The following is a 24173-nucleotide window of genomic DNA, read 5'->3' on the forward strand; positions in this document are numbered from 1 at the left end:
TCGGAGGAATTTATGCGTAATTATCTACTGGCCGGGCTTTTAATTTTTATTTTCAACTCTGCCGGCTTGGGGCAACTTTACAAAAATCCGGACCTTCCGGTCCAAAACCGTGTTGAAGATTTGCTGCAGCGCATGAATCTGGAACAAAAAGTCGGGCAAATGTGTCAATACGCCAGAAGTGAAGTGTATCAGAATCTGGATGAAGATGATTTTGTTCAGCTGATAAAAGAGGGTAAAGTCGGTACGTTTTTGACGATCACTGATCCACGGATTACCACCCGCCTTCAGAAAACTGCGGTAAATTCGCAGCTCGGTATTCCGCTGCTGTTTGCCACCGACGCGATTCACGGCGTGGCTATGGTTTCGGGCGCAACGGTTTATCCGACACCGCTTACACTGGCTTCCTCCTGGAATGAAGCGATCACCGAAGAGATTGCTCGACAAACCGCTGTGGAAATGAAAGAGATTGGGCTGCACTGGACGTTTTCCCCGAATGTCGAGTTGTCCCGTGATCCGCGCTGGGGCCGAACGGGTGAGACGTTCGGAGAAGACCCGGTTTTGGTGTCACGACTGGGTCAGGCCATGACACGCGGTTATCAGAATTATCCGGAATCCAGAGTGATCGCCTGCGCTAAACATTATGCCGGAGGCGGACAGCCGGTGAACGGAATGAACTTTGCGCCCATGAGTGTGTCGGTATCGCAGCTTTATAACCTCTGGCTGCCGCCCTTTGAGGCTCAGGTACAAGCGGGGGCGGGCAGTTTTATGGCGGCGCACCATGAGCTGAACGGCGTGCCCTGTCATGTCAATTCCTGGCTGCTCATGGATATTCTAAGGACTGATTGGGGATTTGACGGTTTTGTGGTCAGCGACTGGACCGATGTCACCCGGCTGCATGAGCTGCATGCTGTTGCCTTGAACAAAAAGGAAGCGGTGTATCAAACCGTGCTGGCCGGTCTGGACGTGAATATGCATGGGCCGGATTTTTACGCCCCCCTGCTTGAACTGGTTCGCGAGGGTCGTATCACTGAATCCCGAATTGATCAAACCTGCCGCAGAATTCTGACCGCCAAGTTTGAACTGGGTTTGTTCGAGTCGCCGCTTGTCGATGCAAAGCAGGTGAAATCCCGGCTTTTTACTCCGGAACGGCGTGAACTGGCTCTGCAGGCAGCACGAGAGGGTATCACCTTGCTGCAAAATAAAAATAATTTGCTGCCGCTGGGCCAGGATGCATCTATTATGGTCACCGGACCGAATGCGCACAATCAGCGACTGCTCGGCGACTGGACGCTGGAGCAGCCGGAGGACCAGGTTTTGACGGTGATGGAAGGACTGGTCTCTGTGTTCGGGCATGAACGTGTGGATTACGTGGATAGCGGACAGAATCTGTTCAACCCGGATACTGCAATGATTCGGTCTGCCATTGATGCAGCCTCCGGTTATGACGCGGTGGTGGCAGTCGTGGGATCCAATTCGCTGCGTTATGATTACGACGGCAGAACATCCGGAGAAAACACAGACCGGGCTACGCTGAATCTTTTGGGCAAACAGCTCGAGCTGGTTCAGGGTCTGTATCGCAACAATCCCAATACTATTGTGGTATTCATCAACAGCCGTCCGTTGTGTGAACCCTGGATCAAGGAACATGTTCCGGCTGTCATCGAGGCCTGGGAGCCGGGCTGTATGGGCGGTGTGGCGCTGGCCGAAATCCTGAACGGAGATGTGAATCCCTCCGGAAAACTGCCGGTCAGTATACCCTATACGGCGGGACAGGCGGTTTATACGTATAATCACAAACCGTCGCATTATTTTCGCAAGTATGTGGATGTGCCCTCAGCGCCGTTGTGGTCTTTTGGTCAGGGGTTGCATTACACAACGGTCAGCTATGATTCGGTATGGCTCGACCGATCTACCCTTACGGCTAATGATTCTGTCATTATCCGTCTTCAATTGACTCATCAGGGGGATCAGCCCTGCGATGAGATTGTCCAGCTGTATATCCACGACAAGGTGTCTCTATTGACCCGTCCGGTCAAAGAATTGTATGATTTTAAACGTGTGAGTTTTGACGGAAATCAAACGCATGAAATTCAATTCACGATCCACGGACGGGAATTGGGTTATTATAACAATCAGGCCGAATATGTGCTGGAAGCGGGTGAATTTGATATTATGATGGGTTCGTCCTCAAGAGATGAGGATGCATTGCATTGTGCCATTGAACTGAAATAAGTTAAACCTAACAGGAGGAGCTATGAACCTGTCACGTACTCTTTGTTTGTTAATGTTGTTTGTATTTGCAGTGGTGTTGCCTGCTCAGTATCAGAATTTTGATGTGGCCATCTATTGTACGGTTCATGATGTCGACAGGCTGTCTGATCTGGATGTGGCAGAGCAAAAATTTAACGCTATTTCTTCTATGCTGCCTGTGGACAAAGTATACCTGGAAACATTCCGCGGCATGACACAAATTGAAAAGGAAAAGATACAACGTGTCAAGGATTTTTTTGAGGAGCGTGGTGTCGAGACGGCAGGCGGTATTACCCCGACCGGTGATGTGCGTATTGCCGGACATATGGCGCAGTTATGCTACTCGACGCAAAAGCACCGTCAGCTGCTCAAAGATGTTGTGGTATTTACAGCCGGACTTTTTGATGAGGTGATTCTGGATGATTTTTATTTCACCAACTGTAAATGTGAAACCTGTATCGAGAAAAAAGGTGACCGGTCATGGGTGGATTATCGTTTAAAGCTGAAAGAAGAGTATTCTAAAAACGTACTGCTGCCGGCTGCCCGCAAGGCCAATCCGAATGTGTCTATGGTTATCAAATATCCCAACTGGTACGAAGAATTCCAGTTTACCGGCTATAATCTGGAAAAAGAATCGGAAGCGTTTGATGCGATTCATACCGGCACCGAAACGCGGGACCCGTCCTATACGCATCAGAATCTACAGCCGTATCAGAGTTATTCTATTATGCGTTATCTGGAACATGTAAAACCCGGCAGGAACAACGGCGGCTGGGTGGATGAATATTCCAGGCGGTCTCTGGACCGCTATAAAGAACAGTTGGCTCTGACCCTGTATGCCAAAGCCCGCGAGATCATACTGTTTCATTTTGATTCGATTATCCGAACCGTCGATTGCGGCGACAGCTCCCGGATTTTGATGAACGTGGTTCCGGAAGCCCGCAAAGTATTTGACAAAGCGGATTGTTTTCTGGGTGAACTGGGAGATCCGGTCGGACTGGCCGCCTACAAGCCCTACCACTCTTCCGGAGAAAAGTATCTGCATTCGTATCTGGGTATGATCGGCATCCCGATCGAGCTTTCTCCCCGATTTCCTGAGCACCGTGATGTGGTTTTTCTGGCGGAAAGCGCCAAGTATGACCAGGATATCCTGGCTAAAATGAAAGCACATTTGTCGGATGGCGGTACGCTGATTATGACATCGGGGTTGTTTCAGGCGCTGGAAGATAAAGGTGTACAGGACATCATTCAGGCTGACGTGACGGACCGTACGCTCCCGGTGAGCCGCTTTTCAGATATGAATTTCAGGGATGTGTACTCTTCGGCTCAGCCGGTATACATCCCGCGTATCGATTATCCGAATAATGACACCTGGAAAGAAGTGGTCGGCATGCACAGCGGCAACAGCTTTCCCCTGTTGTTAAAGTCCAATTACAAAAGCGGCCTGGTGTATATCCTGACGGTTCCGAATAATTACAGTGATTTTTACAATTATCCGCGTGAAGCGCTGGGTATGCTGCGCCGGTTCATGTTGAATGACATGCCGGTAACGCTGGATGCGCCTTCGGGCGTGTCATTGTTTCTGTACGATAACAATACGTTGATTGTGCATTCCTTTCTCTCACACAATACCCGGGTTGGTATTCAGGTAAAATCCAGAGATGCTGAACTGGTTGATGTGATGGGTGGGCGCAATCTGCGGGGTGCCGAAAGATGGGGGCGTACGGTGTTTGATACATTCATTGCGCCGCATACATCACGCGTCTTTACAATCAAATAATATTCGTCTTTACAGCTGTTGCCCCTTTGTTCAGGGGCAGCAGTCTTTTTATCGGGAGGCTGTATGTCAAACCTAAAATATTCAATATCCCGCATTGTCGGGGGGATCGCTATTCCGGTGATACTGTGTTTACTCTTTATCTTGTGTAATCGACCGGTTAATGATTATGCGGCTTTTGTCAATCCGTTTATTGGTACCGGCATCTATTCCCCCGAAGGCGCGATGGGAGAGGTGAATACATTTCCCGGAGCCGCTTTACCGCACGGAATGGTGCAACTGAGTCCGGATACCGGTCCGCATATTGCCGGTTATTTGTCTACCGACTCTACGATTCAGGGCTTTAGTCATACCCATTTATCCGGTACCGGATGTCTGGGGTTGGGACATTTTGGAGTTATGCCCGGAACGGGACAGGTGACCGCTGTTGATGAAAGAGGATATAAAACTGCGTTTTACAAAGAATCGGAACAGGCGGAACCCGGATACTACCGGGTAATTCTTGAACCGGACAGCATTGAAGCGCAGGTTACTGTCACAACACGCGCCGGATTTCATCGATACAGGTTCCCAAACAGTGACAGCGCGCATGTGCTCATTGATGTTACACATAATCTGGCGGATGACGATCCGGAAGATGCGACTGTCGAAATACGTGGCGAGAACCGGGTGGACGGTTCGTTAACCCTTCCCAATCCGTTCTGTGGCGGGAAGACCGCCTATACTCTGTATTTTTCCGCTCTTACCTCTCGACCGTTTTCCCGATGTGCCACTTGGAAAAATGCAGATATACAATTTGATCAGAAGCGCGAACAGGGTCGCGATATCGGAACGATGCTGTATTTTGATACGAGTCAGGATAAAGAGATCTTGATCAAAGTTGGAATTTCATTTGTAAGCTATGAGCAGGCACATTTGAATGTAACGACAGAAATTCCGGACTGGGACTTTACGGCGGTCAGACATAAAGCAAGACTGACCTGGAATGAAAAACTCGACAAAATTAAAGTGAGGGGTGGGTCCGAAGATGACCGGATTAAATTTTATACAGCTGTCTATCATGCGCTTCTCGGTCCCTATACCGCATCGGATGTGAACGGCAAATATCGTAGTATGGATCAGCAGGTGCATACCGCGAAAGATCATACCTATTACCATGTGTTTTCGCTGTGGGACACATTTCGTTCCGAGCATGCGTTGCTGACTTTGATTGAACCTCAGCAACAGAACGATATGATTCAATCGTTGCTCGACAAACAGCAACAGGGCGGATGGCTGCCCAAGTGGGGATTTGCCAACCGTTATACCAATTGTATGATCGCCGACCATGCCGTTTCTGTGATTTCAGAATCCTATCTTAAAGGGATTCGTGATTATGATACGGAACAGGCCTATGCGGCCATGCGCAAAAACAGCACTCGATTGCCCGGCGAGGGAACCGTAACCTTGTTGAGTATTGATGATCAGTTTGAATTGCAGATTAGTCCCGACGGGCGCGGACGTATTGTCTGGAACCAAAAAACCAGGCAAAATGCTGCAGAGTTTTCCTGGGACGGCCGGTTCAACGACCTGCGCTGGCATCATCTAACCTTAACTGGTAGTGAGGATCATCATTACCGGCTCTACCTGGACGCTGAAATCGCAGCGGACATTCCCGCAACTGTCGCACCGCATTTGAATGGGGCGAAATTCAAGCTGGGCGTTCATCGAAAGCCCAATATATCCGGCGAATATTTTACCGGGCTGATTGATGAATGGCATCAGTATGCGCACGCGTTGAGCGAAAAGCAAGTGCAAACTCTTTATAACAAGACCTTGTCCGGCAGTTCTCTGTACGCATCTTTTGACTATGAGATCCCCCGGGCCTTTCGGGTATCCGGAGATCCTGAATATGATCAAGGCAAGTCAAACGCTGCTCTCATCATTGACGGCATTGATGATGCAATTAAAGTGGAAACCAAACCGGCATTTACGATTGCATTCTGGTTCAAAACCAGTTTGCCCGTGGATTATCAGGGGCGTTGTGGACTCGATTATGTGGACAGACCGGGCTATATCCCGCATGATATCAAGTGGCATGGCTGGGGAAGTGTTTCTACAACCCTGGAAGGTGCTTATAATGACTGGTGCCTCGCTCAGGTCGCACAGGCAATGGGTAAAGAGAAAGATTTCCACTATTTTATGAAACGCGCCGGGAATTATCAAAATCTGTTGGATCCGGAAACCGGATTTATGCGTCCACGCAACAAAGATGGATCCTGGAAGTCAGAGTTTGATCCACGCGACTGGGATGGGTTTACCGAGGGTAACTCTTGGAGTTATACATGGTTTGTACCCCATGATGTGGGGGGATTGATCCAGCGAATGGGACGTGAAACTTTTATTCAACGTCTCGACCATCTGTTTGCTGAACATGATTATCCATCCTGGCATGAACACTTTTCTCATTACTGGCATGGCAACGAGCCTTCCCAGCAGGTACCCTACTATTATACCTATGTCGGTCAGCCCTGGAAAACCCAGGTTGTGGTGGATGATATTATGAATCATTTATACGGTACCGGACCGGCGGGCATTCCCGGCAATGAGGATGTCGGCCAATTGTCAGCCTGGTTCGTTCTGAGCGCTATGGGATTCCATCCTGTGGCTCCGGCGCAGTGCACGTATGTATTGGGTCGCCCGCTATTTGACCGGGTTCAAATTGAACTTGATAAACGATATTACAATGCAAAACGATTCGAAATTGTGGCTAAGAATAATAGTCCCGCCAACAAGTATATCCAATCCGTAGAGATCAATGGTCAAACCTGGAATCGGACCTGGTTTGATCATGATGTGATCCGCAATGGCGGAAGCATTGTATTGAATATGGCGAGCATTGTGAACCGGGAGTGGGGCGCCGCTCCTGATGCGGCGCCGCCTTTTATGAGTGAGAATCAAGTGAAATCCGGGGTCGCTCCGCGCGGCTCCGGGATTTAAATGCCTATCGGATTTTTAGTTATATGTTTCTAACCGAGGAGATGCATCATGAATTCTTTTCAATGCCGTCTTGTTTTCCTGTTTGTATTTTTGACCATTGCGGTTGTCTATGGCCAAAAAGCAGAGATCAATTACACACCTCTGCAGTCCGGGAATGAACTTGTTTTTAAAGAGATACCTAAAAACGGATATTATCAGCCCTTGGACCGGGTTGTTTTGACGGTGAACCGGCCGGGTGTTGTGGTTGTCCGGGATGCGACAGGTGATATTTATCTGAAATCTGATGTCGAGTCTGAGCTTGTTTTTCAGGCCGGTGGTGCATTGGGCACGCACCGCATCTGCCTGCAGGATTCCGATGGCAAGATATTGGATCAGGCCCGTTTTTATCTGGGTGCACAGACGCAAATTCGGGATAAGGGCGGCCGATACGAACGATTGCTGAATACGCTGTACTGGACCATGGTGAAAAACTGGGGTGAAACCGAGGTGGTACGTCTGGACCAGTCTTTTTACAAATTTTTTGTCCGCTGGCTGCGCGACCATGTTCATACATTAAAAGGTATGAAATATTTTTATGAGGATTTGAAAAGCGGTATTGATTTGTATGCTGAATATCAACGCGATGACGGGATGATCTATGATAATATTTATCCGCGCCGTGAAAAAAAGAATTGGTGGGACAAACGTTTTCAGTATGGCGATTTTATTGAACATATTGACGATAATGCCTACGAGTTGAAACGCATCCCGGTTGAAAATGATGTTGAATATTTGTTTATTGAAGGGTTGTATTATACCTGGAAGGCCACGGGGGATGATGTGTGGATGCAGTCACACCTGGACAATGCCCTGAAAGCGGTCGAGTACTCGCGAACGTCACCGTACCGCTGGTCTTTTGAATATGATTTGCTTAAACGCGGATTCACCATTGATACCTGGGATTTTCAGCCGGCAGAGGATGCAGCGCGTGTGGGCGGCGACATTATGGTGGTGGATACTGCCAGGACGCGGTTCGGTGTTATGTTCGGCGACAATACCGGTATGGCCGCGGCCTGCGAGTATCTGGCTGAAATGCTGGAGACAGCGGGTCGGCACGTCAAAGCGACAGAGATCAGAGAGTTTGGTCAGAGCCTCAAACAGCGTCTGGATGAACTGGCCTGGAACGGCGAGTATTATATTCATCATGTTCCGGAAGATCGTTCAGTCAGGCGGAATTTCGGCGCAACGGACCAGAGTGAGCAGGTTTCGCTCTCCAATGCGTATTCTCTGAATCGCACCCTGACACATGAACAATGCGTTGCCATTATCAAAACCTACCAACAGATTCGGGATAGCATGCCGGAAACATCTCCCGGCGAATGGTATAGCATTTATCCGCCGTTTGAAACCGGCTTTCATCTGCCCAAATGGGAATACATGAATGGCGGCGTTACGCCGATCGTGGCCGGAGAGCTGGCACATGGAGCATTTGAACACGGATTCGAGAATTATGCTGCCGGAATATTGGAGCGCGTCGCCGGTCTGGCTTTGGAAACCGGTGATTATCTGCATTGTGCTTATCGGGGCAAGGCGCCGGCAGCGGTGAATCGGGGTTTTAATCCGGTTTCATTGGCCGATGCCGGCAACTCGGTTTATCCCGGGGACGAATCTCTTTTTAACGGCCAATCTTTTTCGGAAACTGCTGTATCGGATCGCCGCGCTGAATTTCATCATATCCCGTTTTATGTGCGTTATGCAGAGGATCAGCAAACCTGCATCACTGTCAGCCGTTCGAATGAATGGACGGATCAGAGCAGCGTCAAAATTGAGCAACAGGCAGAATCCGTCTATTTCCTGCACTCCTCGGACCCGGTGCGGAGTCCGGGAGCGATTACTCTCAATTATGCTGACGGCACCCATTACACAGAGTATATCGTCAATCAGGATAATATCGGCAACTGGTGGCATACTGCCTCGAACGCATATAAAGCCTGGCGAAGTGACAATGAGGGACACTATGATGCATTGTATGTTTACGGCATGAATAACCCGTATCCGGGAAAAACGATTAAAACGATCTCGTTTGCAGCCGGAAGCCCCAAGCGTTACTGGGTACGCGGGATAACCCTTTCGGATTATCCGGTGTATTTTCCGCCGGACATGATATCCTACGGAATCCCGGATAATTGGGGCGCGGCAGCTGTGGTTTACGCGTTGATTGAAGGCCTGGCCGGTGTTAAAGACAGGGGGTCGGCATTTGACTCGGTATTGATTGCTCCGCGCTGGCGCGCAGCCGGTGTATCACAAGCTAACGCGGTGGTGAAATATGAAGCGAGCGGCGGTTATGCGGCGTACAATTATCAGTGCGGCAAAGACAGTGTTATCCTCGAATTGACCGGAAGCGGAGCCGGAGCAGCGGTGCGGATATTGATCGATGATCAAACCCCGTCCCGGGTTCAGGTTGACGGTCAGCCTGTCCCGTTTGAGATCGACAGGGTTGAAGCATCACGATATGCCGTTTTTTCCATCTCTGAAAAAGGGGTGAATACAGTAAAACTGGTTTTCTGAACAAGATCGGTGCGAGTTGAAACTTTTTGCTATGAGAACAAGTTAGATGTTAGTGTGAATATAAGGAATTGTTACTTGCTTTTTTATAAAAAAAGTTTTATCTTTTACTTTATTATTGTCAGGTACAGCTCTTTGGGATGCCAGTTATATGGAAGGATTGAAACGAAAACATTATTATCTAAATATTTGCCCCGGGCCTGAAAATACAAGTGCATGCGGATTTTCCGATGCACTTTTTTTATATCTAATAGTGCACAAATAAATCTTGATGAAGAAAAGGAGAAACTTACCTTGCATGTTACATTATCTGTGTTGAAAACGCTGCAAGATATAGATACAAAGCTTCAGGAGCTTGAAGAACGCCGCGGAGATTTACCTCAGCGCGTCCGGGAAATGAAAGCGAATGTTGAGGAAAAACGCAAAGACCTGCAGGATTTAAAAGATGACCGGGACGACAAGCGTTCTCTAAAATCCACCAGAGAAGGTGAGTTGGAAGACAAGGATGAAAAGCTAAAAAAGTTGAAAAAGCAGCTCTATCAGGTAAAAACAAACAAGGAATATGATGCGATCACCAGCGAAATTGAACAGAGCCAGACGCTGATGGATGAGATAGAGCTCGAGATTTTAGAACTGGACGAACGCCTTACAGAACTCGATGAGCAGATTAAAGAAGGATCCGGCAAGGTTGATGAAATGCAGGAGAATCTGGAAAAAAATACAAAAATTCTGGATTCAAAACTGGAAGAGACCAAAGAGCAGGAAGAGGATCTACAATCAGAGCGCGACAAGGTGGTTCAGGAACTGTCAAAGCCTCTACTCAATACATATGATAGAATTCGTAAAGCCAGAAGAGGCAAGGCGGTAGCTGTATTATTAAATGATACCTGCAGTGAATGCTCATCACGGGTTCCCCCGCAGCATGCACTGGAGATCCGTACCCACAAGAAAATGCATGTTTGTGAAGTTTGCGGACGCATTCTGGTGTGGTCGGAAGAGGAAGAGTCAGTGTAAATAATAATCCAAAGCAGATCAGGTAATCGCGTTCTCATGTTTGAGAATGAGGAAAGTCCGAACACCAAAGGGCAGGGTGGTCCGTAACGCGGACCCGTCGCGAGGCGGGGAAAGTGCCACAGAAAATACACAGTCCTTGCTATTCGTGATTTTCCCGGGTAGCAAAGATAACGGTGAAAAGGCGAGGTAAGAGCTCACCGCATTGATGGTGACATCAATGGCAGGGTAAACCCCACCCGGTGCAAGGCCAAATAGGAGAGGATGAGGCGGCCCGTCTCATTTGACTCTCGGGTAGGCTGCTTGAGGTATCGGGCAACCGGTATCCCAGATAAATGATTACCATCCGCCAACTGGCGGATACAGAATTCGGCTTATCGATCTGCTTTGGTTTCATATACTTAATCCGATTCCCGAAACGGGAATATGTTCGGAGTGTTCTTTATGGAACAAAAATGGATTGTTAAAGACGGGTTTGATCCCGGGGTGATCAAAGCGCTTTCCGATGAAATAAAGGCGCCCCCGATAATTGCCCAAATCCTGTACCGGCGAGGTGTGGAGAACAAAGATCAGGCCCAGCGGTTTTTCCGTGCCTCGGTCAAAGAGTTGTATGATCCCTTTCTTTTGCAGGATATGGACAAGGCTGTTGAACGTCTGAGACAGGCGGTGCTCAGTGATCAGGAAATTTTGATTTACGGCGATTATGATGTGGACGGTATAACATCCGTCACGGTTTTGTATCTGTTGTTAAAAGAACTGGGCGCTCACGTCCATTATTACATACCGGATCGACATGCAGAGGGATATGGGCTTTCCGAAAGCGGGATTCAAACGGCACGGGGAAAAAATATTGATTTGATTGTAACCGTCGATTGTGGAATTACCGGACATGCGGAAATAGAATATGCTAAAAATTTGGGGCTGGATGTGGTGGTCACCGATCATCATGAACCCGGACCTGCTATTCCGGATGCGGTTGCTGTGGTCGATCCCAAGCGTCATGATTCTTCCTATCCATTCAAAGAGCTGGCTGGAGTCGGAGTGGCTTATAAACTGGCGCAAGGGTTGCTTCAGCGACTTGATATCGACGAATCTATTCTTGAAAGGTATATCGAGCTGGTTGCTATCGGGACGGCGGCGGATATTGTGCCTTTGGTGGATGAGAATCGTATTTTCACCAAAGAAGGCTTGATCCGGCTGAATGACAGCGACAATATCGGATTAAAAGCTTTGATTCGGGCTTCCGGCCTGAACGGACGAAACATTGGTACCGGTCAGGTCGTATTTGTTCTGGCGCCGCGACTGAATGCAGTCGGCCGGATGGGTAACGCAGAACGTGCGGTTGAGCTTTTGAGCGCTACCGATGAAACGGTTGCTCAGGACATTGCAAAAATTCTGGAGCACGAGAACAAGAACCGGAAAGATGTCGATGAAGAAGCGTTTGTGGAAGCGATTGAGCTTGCCGAATCGCATTTTACCAATGGGAAAACCAATTCTATTGTCTTGAGCAAAGAGGGATGGCATACCGGTGTAATCGGTATCGTGGCATCGCGTGTGGTGGAGCGCTATTATCGTCCCACTGTTCTCATATCGGTTGAAGAGGGTATCGGTAAAGGGTCTGCCCGCAGTATTAACGGGTTTGATCTTTATGATGCTTTGAAAAAATGTGAAGATTTGTTTATCGGATTCGGCGGTCATAAATATGCGGCAGGCTTGACCATTGATTCTGAGAACATTGTGAAATTCAAGGAGCGTCTGGAGCAGATCGCTTTGGAAAAACTCTCCGGTGATGATCTCATTCCGGCGCTTTTAATTGAACAGGATATTCGGCTGGGACAAATTGATGACGAGTTGGTTGTATGGCTGAAACACCTGGCGCCTTTCGGGCCAAAGAACATGCGACCTGTTTTTGTCTCACGCGGGCTGCAGATTGTCGGAACTCCGACCATTGTCGGGAGAAATCACCTGAAATTAAAAGTCCGACAGGACAACAAAGTGCTGGATGTGATTGCCTTTAATATGGGGGATATGATCTATCAATTACCCTCCGGAGAAGCCGATCTGGATATGGCTTTTGTCATTGAAGAAAATATTTACATGGGGCGTAAAAGTATTCAGCTGCGCGCCAAGGATTTACGAAAGCAAGGAGAATATTATGGACAAGCGAGATGAACAGGGAAAGATTTGGATGGACGGTGACCTGGTTGACTGGCCGGATGCACAGGTACATGTCATGTCGCATGTTTTGCACTACGGGACGAGCGTATTTGAAGGAATGCGCTGTTACAAGACACCACAGGGCCCCAGTATTTTTCGTTTGAGAGATCACATTAAACGCTTGTTTGATTCGGCAAAAATTTATCGCATCCCTATTCCCTATAGTCTAAAAGATATTATGGATGCCTGCAAAAATGTGATTCGTGTGAATGAGTTTGAATCGGCTTATGTGCGTCCGATTGTATTCCGTGGCTATCATAGTCTGGGCGTGGATCCCGGCAACTGTCCCGTCAATATTGCGATTGCAGCATTAAACTGGGGCAAGTATCTCGGTGATGAAGGATTTATCAAAGGCGTGGATGTACGCGTGTCAAGCTGGAACCGGATGGCGCCCGATACCATGCCGACGCTTGCCAAGGTAGGAGCCAACTATATGTCGTCGCAGCTGATTAAAATGGAAGCCATGGCGGACGGATACACCGAGGGAATCGGTCTGGATGTGTTCGGCTATGTCGGAGAAGGATCCGGTGAAAATGTTTTTATCGTTCGCGATGATGTGATTTATACCCCGCTGGTCGAATCATCCATTTTACCTGGATTGACCCGGGATTGTGTGTTTACAATTGCCAGAGATCTGGGCTATAAAATTGTCGAACAAAAGATTCAACGGGAAATGTTGTATGTGGCGGACGAGATCTTTTTTTCAGGTACCGCGGCAGAAATCACGCCGGTAAAAAGTGTGGATCGAATCACAATCGGCAAGGGAGAACGCGGGCCGGTCACTGAAAACATTCAAAAAACATATGTGGATTATATTAACGGAAATGTCAAAGACAAATACGGTTGGCATGATTACGTAAAATGACACCTGAACATCAAGAAAACCTGTTCAATTTTGTTGTGCCTGTCTCCCGGAGACAGGCACGCGAAATTGCCCTTCGCGTGCTGTATGCATTAGAGATATCGGAAAATTCTCTAAACCTGGTTCTCAATGAATTGAAAGAATATGAGCAACCCAATGAAGAATTGACCTGTTTTATTGAGCATCTGGTTCGGAAAACCTATGAAACACGCGAAGAAACCGACGGACTGATCCGAGCCCGTTCGGCAAACTGGAAATTTGAACGTATCGCTGTGATTGACCGCATCATTATGCGTATTGCCATCTCGGAATTTTTACATTTTTCTGACATTCCTCCCAAGGTGTCGATTGATGAAGCCATTGAACTCGCCAAGCGTTACAGTACGGAAAAAAGCAGCAGCTATATCAATGGTGTGTTGGATGGCGTCTATGAAGATCTGAAACAAAAAAATCGTATTATCAAAACGGGGAGGGGACGCATTGACACTCAACTCCGTAAAAATAATACCGATAAACACTCACCCCCTTTTACGGACACGGCAACCTCGCATTGACGGAACATATTTGATTACAAAACGTTAACGGGGTGGAACCCCCGTTGAACTGTACATGTAAATATATGGAAAAGGCTTATGAAGAAAAAGTTTGAAGGGTTATTGACTAAAATTATGGGCGGATCCAGCACGGAACGTGAGCTGAAACGGCTGCGTCCGCTTGCAGATCATATCAATGAAATTTATGAGACGCTGGCCGAGCTGACCGAAGATGAATTAAAAGCCAAGACCAACGAGTTTAAATATAGATTGAGAATGGGGGAAACACTCGATGATATTCTTCCCGAAGCCTATGCGGTGGTCAAAGAAGTCTGCCGACGGCTTGTCGGAAAAAAATGGACGGTTCGGGGAGAGGAAACCGAATGGAATATGGTGCCGTTTGATGTCCAGATTATGGGCGCCATCGTATTGCATGAAGGCAAAATTGCTGAAATGGCCACCGGTGAAGGTAAAACGCTTGTGGCGACCATGCCGCTTTATTTAAACGCCCTGGAAGGCAAAGGCGCGCACTTGATCACGGTGAACGATTACCTGGCTCAGCGTGACTGCGAATGGATGGGAGAAATTTATCGATATTTGGGATTGACGGTCTCTGCCATTCACAGCGATCAGGATCCTGAAGAACGAAAAAAAGCGTATCAAACGGATATCAGCTATGGAACCAACAACGAGTTTGGTTTTGATTATTTGCGTGACAATATGGCAACGGATGTGTGGTCAGTGGTGCAGCGTCCACTGCATTATGCCATTATTGATGAGGTCGATAGTGTTTTGATCGATGAGGCGCGAACCCCGTTGATTATTTCCGGCTCTGTGGGTGCTCCCCGCAATGTCTATAAAGAGCTGCGTCCCACTGTCGAACATTTGTATAAAAAGCAAAAAGAACTGGTGAGCCGGCTGCTCAAAGAGGGCAGGTCTCTGCTTGAGCAGGATCAGGAATATGCCGCACTGTTGATTCTCAGAGCCCGGCGCGGTGATCCTAAAAATAAAGAATTGCTGGAACTGCTGACGTCAGAGTTTTGGATCAAAAAACTGATTGAACGCATACAGGGGCAGTTTGAGGTCAATAAGGAGATGTATAAAGTTGATCAGGAACTGTATTATACCATTGATGAAAAAAGCCATGTGGTCGATATTACGGAAAAGGGCCGTATCTTTTTATCCGGCGGCCAGGAACGAAATGTCGCAGATAAAATCCAGACTCTGGATGATATTGATAAAGTGCTGTCTCAGGCAAGTGAGCGCAAAGATGCACAACGCTTTTTCACTCAGGACCCCTTTAGCGGTTATTGCAATGGCTTGACGTTTGACGGAAAGCTGGCGCTTTTGGGGCAAGATCATGTAAAAGAAGAGGAACTTGCCGCTGTTGAAGCCCTGGATAAAAAACTGAATGCATTGTCTTATAAAGCAGAGTCAGACGGACGGCAGCAAAAGAGCAACAAACAGTCGGCATGGCATCATTTTTTCAAATTTCCGCGAAAAATGGATCGGGTGGTCGACGGACTGACGGAACAGGGAAAAAGCTACCTGACCGACGGCGAAGGTCTGGAAACAGAGAGCGTGGATGCGCTGGAACAAATGTTGGCTCAGATCCGCTCAATAGCGGATACTGAATCCGGGAAGAGCATTCCCAAGGGAATGCAGGATCAGCGCCGAAATGTACAGCGAATCTTTTTCGAGCATGACAAACAAACCGGCGCCCCCGTCGGATTGCGCGAGGAAGGCAAACTTGCTCTGCTCGCTGCCAAACGCGATGCTGATTTTATGCAGGTTCCATTGATTATTCAGATCGATGAAATGCTTCAGTCCACCGAAGATCTGGCCAGTGGAAATCAGGATTATTTCGAGTTTACCGATAACGGTAGATATGTGACTCATATCGCGGAAAAAGGCCGTATTTCTCTGCTCGGCGGTAATCCGGATCTTTATATTCTTCCTGACAGAAGCCAGGTTGAAGAACGCGACCGGATGATTCAGCAGTTGCTGGACCGGACATTGAATCAAACATCGTTTGATTACGCTGAACGTGTAAAAGCGGCTGAGCAGATACAGCAGGAACTGGAGTCGATTCATGCGCATATCGAAAGCACTGACGAAGCATCCCGAGACGAGGTTGTCAAAGCCTATTATGATACTGACTATCGGGATCCGGTCACTGATGAACAGCTGCTTAAACTGACCGGGCACGGAAAGGCTTGTTTGCGCAACTGGAGTGAGCAGACCGAATCCATCATCGAACAACTGGATCAGGATCTGCAAGAGGGGAATGACGTATTTGAGATTAAAAACAACCGCATTGCAGGTCTAATGTCCAAAGAACTTGACTCTCTGCTGGGTGCTTCTTTTCAGGATACCGCTTCCCGGATTGACGCCTGGAACCAGTCGAATCTCGCCGCGGCGGATACTCCCTCGGTTGTATTGCGGGAACAGTCTGGATGCCGCACTGGGTGTTCCCGAACATGACGGCACCAGTTTATCGCGCCGCTTTGAAGAAGTTGAGCGAATTGATCGCGTTTTTCGGGGTGTTTTTGGAGCGGTCAGCCGTAACGATGTCTCGGATACCGAAAAGCGCAGATTGCTGCGCCGTTACTTTGAGATGGAAACCGCATTGGGGGAAAAGATCCAGCCTTCACCGGACCTGCCGATCAGCGGGTTGACCGAATCCGGTCGGCACCATCTGCTGGGTGATGCTGATGAGCGGGCTGCGGTTGCTGAGCGGTTGATCGAGTTGCTTGAAAATCCGGATACGGATCTGGAGTCGGTTTGTGACATGGCCCCGGAGGGCTATCCCATCCGTGTCAAATCACATGCCCGACATCATCTTGTAGACGGATTGCCGTATTTTGAATATTGGGAAAATTTAAAAAAATTCCGAAATGATATTCTGCAATTGAGTCAAAAAAAAGTGAAAACCCAGTCCGAATTGATGGGGTTGGTCCCCAAGGAATCCGAACAATTGCGCCGTGATGGCATTCAGCTGAACAATCAGGAATTGTCCAATCTTCTCGGACGAATACACGCGCCCAATGCCAATATTACGCCGGAAGAGATTGAATATTGGTATAATCTGAGTTTTAACGAACTGCCGCGTAAGAATCTTGAACAACGCCGGGATGAATTGTGGAGTGAATACACCCAGGTGGAAGAGCGTGTTCAAAACATCAGTCAGCTGCTGCGCGCCTATACTCTGTATCAGCGAGATGTGGATTATGTGGTCAAGACACCGGATGAACATGAAGCCCGCAGGCACGGCGGCGGTCAGGGACAAAAAGCCGTGATGATTGTGGATCAGTTTACCGGACGATTGATGCCCGGACGCCGGTTCAGTGAAGGACTGCACGAAGCGCTGGAAGCGAAAGAAAATGTACAGGTGCAGGCGGAAACCCAGACTCTGGCGACCATTACCCTGCAGAATTTCTTTCGAATTTACAACAAGCTCTCCGGTATGACCGGTACGGCTGAAACCGAAGCCACCGAGTTCTGGAGCACCTATACGCTGGACGTCATTGTGGCTCCCACTCATAAACCTGTGGTGCGGGATGATTATGACGATGTGATTTACCGTACGCGTCGGGAAAAATACAATGCATTGATTGATGAGGCTCTGGAGCTGCATGAACAGGGACGTCCGGTGCTCATTGGAACGATTTCCGTTGAGGTCTCACAAATGCTGAGCGATATGCTGACGGCGCGCGACGTGCCGGTTGCCAATTGGTTGAAAAAGGACAATGTAGAAAAACAGCTGGAAACCGGCAAGTTCCATACGGTGTTGAACGCAAAGTTTCATAAAAAGGAAGCGGAAATTGTCAGAAAAGCCGGACTGCCCGGTACCATTACCATCGCCACCAATATGGCCGGACGTGGAACCGATATCAAACTGGCGCCCGGTGTGCGGGAAAAGGGAGGGCTCGCGATTTTGGGCTCGGAAAAACACGAAGCCCGTCGCATTGACCGTCAGTTGCGTGGCCGTGCGGGGCGACAAGGGGACCCCGGTTCTTCGAGGTTCTACCTGTCGCTCGAAGATGATCTGATGCGGCTTTTCGGATCCGACCGCATTACCAATATCATGAGTCGTATGGGCTCTATGGAAGAGGGCGAGCGCATTGAACACCCGCTCATCACAAAATCCATTGAACGCGCTCAGAAAAAAGTTGAAGAACGCAACTTTGAAATCCGTAAGCATCTGCTCGAGTATGATGACGTGCTCAATGAGCAGCGTAAAATTATTTACAAACAACGTCAGAATCTTTTGGGTATTGCTCAACCTCGGGATCTGGTGGAATCCAAAATCAAACGCTTTATCGGTGATGAGCAGGATCGGTCCACCTGGAAACTAAAAGAACTGCTGGAAAATCTGTATCAATATTTCGGTGTGGAGCTGGACCTTACGGCCGATGAGGCTGCTTCGATGGATATGGATGAAATCCGGGATAAACTCTCCGAATGGGTGGAACTGCAGACCTACCGCGAACGCCATTACGGCCTTTTGCAGGAACGTCATCGTATCTTTGGTTATTCCAGCATCGGCACTATTATACGAAACCTGGTGCATTTGAAAATAAAATTGCATGACGGAGGATCACGGGATACAAACAAGTGGAATTTTGAAGGTATTGGTTTTGAAATCTCCCGGATTTTCAAAACGACACCGGTCTGGTTAGACAATCCACAGGGTCTGGTTGGCGCAGATGCCGATGAGGTCATCAAACGGCTGGCTGATTGGGCTGTTGAGCAATACGGCCAGATGATATCCGGGCAAAAACAGGTTATCGACCGGATTATGATGCGGCATATTGACTTTGATACAACGCTCAAGGTTTATATCATGGGGTTGATGGACAGCTTTATGCCGGAGAGCGAGCCTAAAATCAACTGGAATGTTGACGGGTTTTATAAGGAATGGGAACTCTTGTTTGACGGGCAGCCGGATATCCCGCGCAATGAAATTCACAATATTGCCAGACCCCGGTTGCGCGAGCTGCTGTGGAACTGGCTGACGGAACAGCAGATTAACCAACGCGATGATTTGACCATACGGCATCGGATATTCGGCCAGTTTACCCCTGTTCGTTTCATTGATGCGGCGGTTCATTTTGTTTTGGCAGACCATGAAGAATTGACAGACCTGTCACCGCAGCTGAATGACCGGTTAAAGCAATTCTTTTTGACGGATTTTCAGGTTGATCCAGAATCAAAGCAGATGATGCGTGCTCAGATCAACCAGCAGGCGAGACGGGCCTTTTCCTCTTTTCTCGATCAGCAGATCGATGCCTATGATGATTTTATGCTCTCCCGGGCAGACAACCTTGAAATACTGGAAGCGGCCATTGTCAGTAAAACAGACGATATCCTGAGTCAGCATCAATCAGCCACGGACGCACAACCGGCTTTGCGCAATGCCATGCAACGAATGTTTTCCAGTTATCCGGAACTCGCGGTACCGGAACAGCGTGATCCGGCCGCAATTGCGTCGTTCAAATCCGATCTGATCGCCTGGGGAAACAGTTTCTATACCATGTTCTCGGACCGTGTCGACCGTTTTTACCAGGAACGATTGAGTGGTGAAATCGTATTTGATTCCGTGATCAGCATGATCGATGATACGATTTACAATATGATTCGTAATGTTCTCGGCAATTCCGAAACCCTGACTGTCGATCAGGTGCGACGCCTGGAAAATGAGAGCCGCTTGATTTTTCGACAAACACCGCGCCTGTCGATTGAGGGTGATGAAACGCTTGATCCCAATGCAGCGATGGACGAACTGAGCGAATGGTCAAAGAATGTTTATTTCAAGCGCGTTCAGGAAATCGGAAAACAGACCGCCATCCGTTTTGAACGACTGCATATTCTGGATAAAATAGACAGGAACTGGCGTCAGCATTTGAGCGGTGTGGATGAACTTCGGGAAGGTATTGGATTGCGCGGGTATGCACAAAAAGACCCGCTGATTGAGTACAAACGCGAAGCTTTTAAAATGTTTGAAAATACACTGGAAACCACCAACCGCGAAACGGTCAATTCCCTTTTCCGGGCCTTTGATATCGGCGGTGAAATGGAAGATACGAATTTGAAACGTATTGAACCGCAGAATTTTAAAACTTCGCATTCGCGGGTTGAAATGTTTAAAAACATGCAAAAGCGGCAGCAAAATCAACCTCAGCCCGGCCGTTCGCGTCCGTCTGTGAAAACGGTGGTTAAAAACACCAATGTCGGCAGAAATGATCCCTGTCCGTGCGGCAGTGGTAAGAAATATAAAAATTGTTGTGGTAAAGTGGCATAATTCATAACTATTAATTGTTGCTATGAATAGTGGCAATGATAAGAGAACAATGACTTGCGTTTTGGTGAAATTCTCTTATATTGACGTTTGAGGTATAAAACTAAAAATCCAATGATACGGAGTCTTTATTAATGGATAAAAAACTGTTCGATGTACTGGAAATGGTGCTCAAGGAATTACAGGAAAGTTTTGCTGGAGAGATACCGGTACAACATGTCATCGACTTTCTCGAAGAACAAGGGTTTTCTGATGATGAGATATCCCTGGCTATGTCCTGGTTATTGGGAAATGAGGATACCGCTCAGAATTTAATTGATAAACCCGGCAAATCATTGCCGCGTCCTATGTGGCGTTCATTGAACGAAGATGAACAGGAAGCCATTTCTCCGAATGCGTTTGGATATCTTTTTCGTCTTCGGGAACTTGATGTTTTAACAGACTCGATGATGGAAAGAATTATTGATCAGGCTGTGCGTCTTCACACCACTCATCTCGACGTGGAAGATATGAAAGAACTGGTCACAGCCGTTGTGCTTGAGTATGAAGATAATGCGTCTTCAGGTTTTTTCCAGTTTATATCTAATCAAAATCCGCATTAAAAAACCGTGAGGTTATGAACAATAGACTTTTGGTGGTGGAATCTCTTCAAAAAAGAGATACACTCGGCAAATTTTTTAAAGATGCAACAATAATACTCGCCGAACCTGTTCCGCGGACAGGGATCGGCGAGTTTGGTTTTAAGCAGAAAATAGACGAGACAGTACGGGATTGGCAGCCGGATACAGCCGGATCGGTCTATTTGGCATTTGATCCGGATACGCAAGGGGACGCGTTGGCGGCATTGTGGAAACTGGCCCTGGAGGAAAGAGGGATACGGGTAAACAGGCTGCCGCTTCAGAAAATCACCAAAAAAGCGGTGAAACATGCGTTTGAACAAAAGTATCCTGTAAACTACCAGCTGTTCAAGGTCCAGCGGGAAAAAGAACGATTTTTACAGTCATTGTCGGATAAAATGTTTGCAAAGAACGGCGACACAGAGACCCCTGAGCTTCCGGTTTTTCTGGAAGCAATGATCGGACTGGATTTTTTACGTGACAGCCGATATGCCGTAGATTTTATTCCACGCAATCAAAAATGGATTGTGCAGCTGCAATTGCACGACTGCGAAAAGCCGTTGACAGCCAGACTTGAATCCCAGACCGGCGAACCGCTGTGTTTTGACAACAAAGAAACGGCAAAAGCTTATATTTATGATTTGAAAAACAAAACAATACGGTTTGAGCAGGTTCTGAAACATGAATCCACTGTGGCACCCGAGCCGCCGTTCAATACTCTGGCGCTGCTTAAAGCGGCGGCGGCATTAAAGTATACCCCGGATCAAGCGCTTGAAATAATCCGGCAATTATATGAAGGCATTGATATCGGATGCGGAAATCCGCAGGGCTTGATCACATTTTATTTAACGGATTCAACCCGGATGAACGAAAAAGCGCTTTTGGATGTGCGGGAGTTTATTCTCAACCACTATGGAGTTGAGTATGTTCCCAAATCTCCGAGATTTAAAGGTGAGGACGGGCTGACAGCCGTAATCCCGGTGAACCCGCGGTATACGCCCAGACAGATTAAAAAACACCTCAATCCGGATCAGTATGTTCTGTATGATTTGATCTGGACCCGCTGTGTGGCCTCACAAATGGGTGATAGCAAAAGACAGTTTTTTGACTATGTGTTTTCATATACAAATACCAGGGATCATCGGCTTGTGGCCCATACTCACCGGGAGCTTGCGCGCGGGTTTTATCAGTTGTTAAACACCCCCGGATCTGCGCATACAAACACCCTGTTTGAGTTTTATCCGGAGCAAAATGTGCAGTGTCTGGATTTCGCTCTGGTTCGTCAAACTCCTGATTCGCATTCAAAAAGCCGGTTGGAAGTTTTTCTTGATATTTTGAATCATTCGCGTCTTGTTGATGCGGATGAAGTTGATCGTTTGTGGGAATCACTTTGTCAATGGGAATTGTTAACTATACAAGGAGATGATATTGCTTTAACATCCCGTACGGAGCAATTGATCGACGATATCAAAAATAAATATCCCGGTCTGTTCAATACCGAGTTTATCCGGCTAACCAAAAAGCAGTGGCGGAAAGCCCGTTTGGGAAAAAAAACACCGGAAAATGTTGCGCAGGATCTTGATAAATTGATTCAAGACTTTTCGTCCGCACTTGTTTGTCCTGTGTGCAGCGGAAAAATAGTCCGGGATGCAAAGGGACGGGCGCGTTGCGAACACTATCCCTCCACATGTGGTTATCATGAGACAGGCGGGAAGCATAGCATTAAAATATGTCCAGCGTGCGGTGGAGAACTGGTAGAACGTCATGGAAAGTATGGCCGGTTTTTTGCATGTATAAATTTTCCGGATTGCACTCACACCGAGTCGTTTTCGATTGGTGTTCGCTGTCCCAATGAATCGTGTGCCGGAACTATTGTTGAACGTCGCACAAAGTGGGGACAGTTATTTTACGGATGCGATCGTTATCCCGCTTGCAAATTTGCCTCCTGGCTAAAGCCTGTGAATATGGCATGTATGTACTGCGGGCACAGATATCTTGTGGAAAGCGAGGATAGCGCTGGAATCAAAATGAGTTGTCCCAAATGCAAATCGACTGTTAAGGAGAGTATGGAATTCCAACGAGTATAGACTGGTGACTTTTAACGACTGTTTACATTCATTTTATAATTATCTGCGTGTTGAACGCAACGCCAGTGATAATACCCTGGCTGCTTACAAAACAGATATAGAACTGTTTTTGATCTATTTGAACGATTCAAATCAAGGCCGGGAAATAACTGTTGAGGCGTTGCAGAAAACCATGATTCGCGGTTATTTGTCGTATTTGTACCGGCATGATTACAGCAAAACGAGTGCGGCGCGCAAACTGGCGGCTTTGCGCACGTTTTGCCGTTACCTGGTGAGGCAGGGAGTGCTGAAACACAATCCCACCCTGGGTATTGCAACGCCAAAACTGGAAAAGCGGCTGCCGGATTTTTTGACAAAGGAAGAAGTGCGGCATGTGCTGCAGCAGCCGGATGCCGGTACATTTGAAGGATTGCGCGATTTTGTTATCCTGGAACTGTTTTACGCCACGGGATTACGAGTCAGTGAAGTGGCCGGGCTGGAATATAGAAACGTTCTTTGCAAGGAGGGTGTTATCCGTGTGGTTGGCAAGGGCCGTAAGGAACGACTGGTGCAGACCGGAAAAGAGTTGATGACACACCTTGATTATTATTTGGATCGGCTTGTTTCATTGTACAAGCGGGCGTTATCCCCGAAAGACCGACTGTTTGTTGATGCCCAACTCAAACCGCTGACCCGATTTCAGGTAGCAGGTCTGGTGCGCAAATATGTGTCCCGTGTGGCGGATGATAAAAAAGCCCATCCGCATGCATTGCGCCATAGTTTTGCGACTCATCTCCTAAATGAAGGCGCAGATTTGATGTCTGTTAAGGAAATGCTCGGACATGAAAATTTGAGCACCACTCAGATTTACACCCACATGTCTGCAGATCATTTGAAACGGATTTATAAAAAATATCATCAAAGAGATCGTGAATCTAAATGAGGAGGTATAATTTTAAAAAAACATTGTCTTTTTGCATTTTGAAGTTTATCTTTACTATTCTGAAAGGAGGCTC

The 24173-nt window shown here is 47.6% G+C and carries 13 protein-coding genes, 1 other RNA gene and 1 pseudogene; all 15 read left to right on the top strand.

Annotated features, from left to right (window positions below):
• Positions 1–12 precede the first annotated feature (12 nt).
• The 15 genes and pseudogenes from U5R06_00250 (at position 13) to U5R06_00320 (ending at position 24100) form a co-directional block, all read left to right on the top strand.
• Positions 13–2232 (top strand): glycoside hydrolase family 3 N-terminal domain-containing protein, encoded by a 2220-nt coding sequence (locus U5R06_00250; protein MDZ7721277.1) that lies wholly within the window; start codon positions 13–15, stop codon positions 2230–2232.
• 22 nt (positions 2233–2254) lie between these two features.
• On the top strand, positions 2255–4030 hold the full coding sequence (locus U5R06_00255) for a permease (protein MDZ7721278.1): 1776 nt from the start codon (positions 2255–2257) through the stop codon (positions 4028–4030).
• A gap of 63 nt (positions 4031–4093) precedes the next feature.
• Positions 4094–7006, top strand: coding sequence for a GH92 family glycosyl hydrolase (locus tag U5R06_00260; GenBank protein MDZ7721279.1), 2913 nt, complete (start codon positions 4094–4096; stop codon positions 7004–7006).
• Between the two features lie 48 nt (positions 7007–7054).
• A complete protein-coding gene (locus tag U5R06_00265; GenBank protein MDZ7721280.1) occupies positions 7055–9553 on the top strand; it encodes a hypothetical protein in 2499 nt (832 codons plus the stop codon).
• A 291-nt stretch (positions 9554–9844) separates the two neighbouring features.
• A complete protein-coding gene (locus U5R06_00270; GenBank protein ID MDZ7721281.1) occupies positions 9845–10564 on the top strand; it encodes a hypothetical protein in 720 nt (239 codons plus the stop codon).
• Positions 10565–10574: 10 nt separating this feature from the next.
• Positions 10575–10954, top strand: an RNA gene (gene rnpB / locus U5R06_00275) — RNase P RNA component class A.
• A 51-nt stretch (positions 10955–11005) separates the two neighbouring features.
• Positions 11006–12733 carry a single-stranded-DNA-specific exonuclease RecJ gene (gene recJ / locus U5R06_00280; GenBank protein ID MDZ7721282.1) on the top strand — a complete coding sequence of 576 codons (1728 nt, stop codon included), beginning with the start codon at positions 11006–11008 and terminating at the stop codon, positions 12731–12733.
• The gene (locus U5R06_00285) at positions 12717–13643 is read left to right on the top strand and encodes a branched-chain amino acid transaminase (protein ID MDZ7721283.1); all 927 of its coding nucleotides are present in this window, start codon (positions 12717–12719) and stop codon (positions 13641–13643) included. Before recJ ends, U5R06_00285 begins: the two co-directional genes overlap by 17 nt.
• Positions 13640–14194 carry a transcription antitermination factor NusB gene (gene nusB, locus U5R06_00290; protein ID MDZ7721284.1) on the top strand — a complete coding sequence of 185 codons (555 nt, stop codon included), beginning with the start codon at positions 13640–13642 and terminating at the stop codon, positions 14192–14194. The genes U5R06_00285 and nusB overlap by 4 nt, the downstream gene beginning before the upstream one ends.
• A 78-nt stretch (positions 14195–14272) precedes the next feature.
• Entirely contained in the window at positions 14273–16657 is a 2385-nt protein-coding gene (locus tag U5R06_00295) for a hypothetical protein (GenBank protein ID MDZ7721285.1), read from the top strand.
• Between the two features lie 616 nt (positions 16658–17273).
• Positions 17274–20216, top strand: a pseudogene (locus U5R06_00300) (hypothetical protein).
• A 111-nt stretch (positions 20217–20327) separates the two neighbouring features.
• Complete coding sequence (locus U5R06_00305) at positions 20328–20477, top strand: SEC-C metal-binding domain-containing protein (protein MDZ7721286.1); 150 nt, start codon at positions 20328–20330, stop codon at positions 20475–20477.
• Positions 20478–20608: 131 nt separating this feature from the next.
• On the top strand, positions 20609–21076 hold the full coding sequence (locus tag U5R06_00310) for a DUF494 family protein (protein MDZ7721287.1): 468 nt from the start codon (positions 20609–20611) through the stop codon (positions 21074–21076).
• A 14-nt stretch (positions 21077–21090) separates the two neighbouring features.
• Complete coding sequence (locus tag U5R06_00315; GenBank protein MDZ7721288.1) at positions 21091–23178, top strand: DNA topoisomerase; 2088 nt, start codon at positions 21091–21093, stop codon at positions 23176–23178.
• A 4-nt stretch (positions 23179–23182) separates the two neighbouring features.
• Positions 23183–24100 (top strand): tyrosine recombinase, encoded by a 918-nt coding sequence (locus U5R06_00320; GenBank protein ID MDZ7721289.1) that lies wholly within the window; start codon positions 23183–23185, stop codon positions 24098–24100.
• The last annotated feature ends 73 nt before the right edge of the window (positions 24101–24173 follow it).

This window comes from candidate division KSB1 bacterium (assembly GCA_034521575.1).
Classification (GTDB): domain Bacteria; phylum Zhuqueibacterota; class Zhuqueibacteria; order Residuimicrobiales; family Krinioviventaceae; genus JAXHMJ01.

Excerpts from the sequence above, each read along its gene's own strand:
- recJ (MDZ7721282.1), top strand. The coding sequence starts at position 11,006 with ATGGAACAAAAATGGATTGTTAAAGACGGGTTTGATCCCGGGGTGATC.
- U5R06_00250 (MDZ7721277.1), top strand. The coding sequence starts at position 13 with ATGCGTAATTATCTACTGGCCGGGCTTTTAATTTTTATTTTCAACTCT.
- U5R06_00295 (MDZ7721285.1), top strand. The coding sequence starts at position 14,273 with ATGAAGAAAAAGTTTGAAGGGTTATTGACTAAAATTATGGGCGGATCC.
- U5R06_00260 (MDZ7721279.1), top strand. The coding sequence starts at position 4,094 with ATGTCAAACCTAAAATATTCAATATCCCGCATTGTCGGGGGGATCGCT.
- U5R06_00255 (MDZ7721278.1), top strand. The coding sequence starts at position 2,255 with ATGAACCTGTCACGTACTCTTTGTTTGTTAATGTTGTTTGTATTTGCA.
- U5R06_00265 (MDZ7721280.1), top strand. The coding sequence starts at position 7,055 with ATGAATTCTTTTCAATGCCGTCTTGTTTTCCTGTTTGTATTTTTGACC.
- U5R06_00310 (MDZ7721287.1), top strand. The coding sequence starts at position 20,609 with ATGGATAAAAAACTGTTCGATGTACTGGAAATGGTGCTCAAGGAATTA.
- U5R06_00315 (MDZ7721288.1), top strand. The coding sequence starts at position 21,091 with ATGAACAATAGACTTTTGGTGGTGGAATCTCTTCAAAAAAGAGATACA.
- U5R06_00285 (MDZ7721283.1), top strand. The coding sequence starts at position 12,717 with ATGGACAAGCGAGATGAACAGGGAAAGATTTGGATGGACGGTGACCTG.
- U5R06_00305 (MDZ7721286.1), top strand. The coding sequence starts at position 20,328 with ATGCAAAAGCGGCAGCAAAATCAACCTCAGCCCGGCCGTTCGCGTCCG.
- nusB (MDZ7721284.1), top strand. The coding sequence starts at position 13,640 with ATGACACCTGAACATCAAGAAAACCTGTTCAATTTTGTTGTGCCTGTC.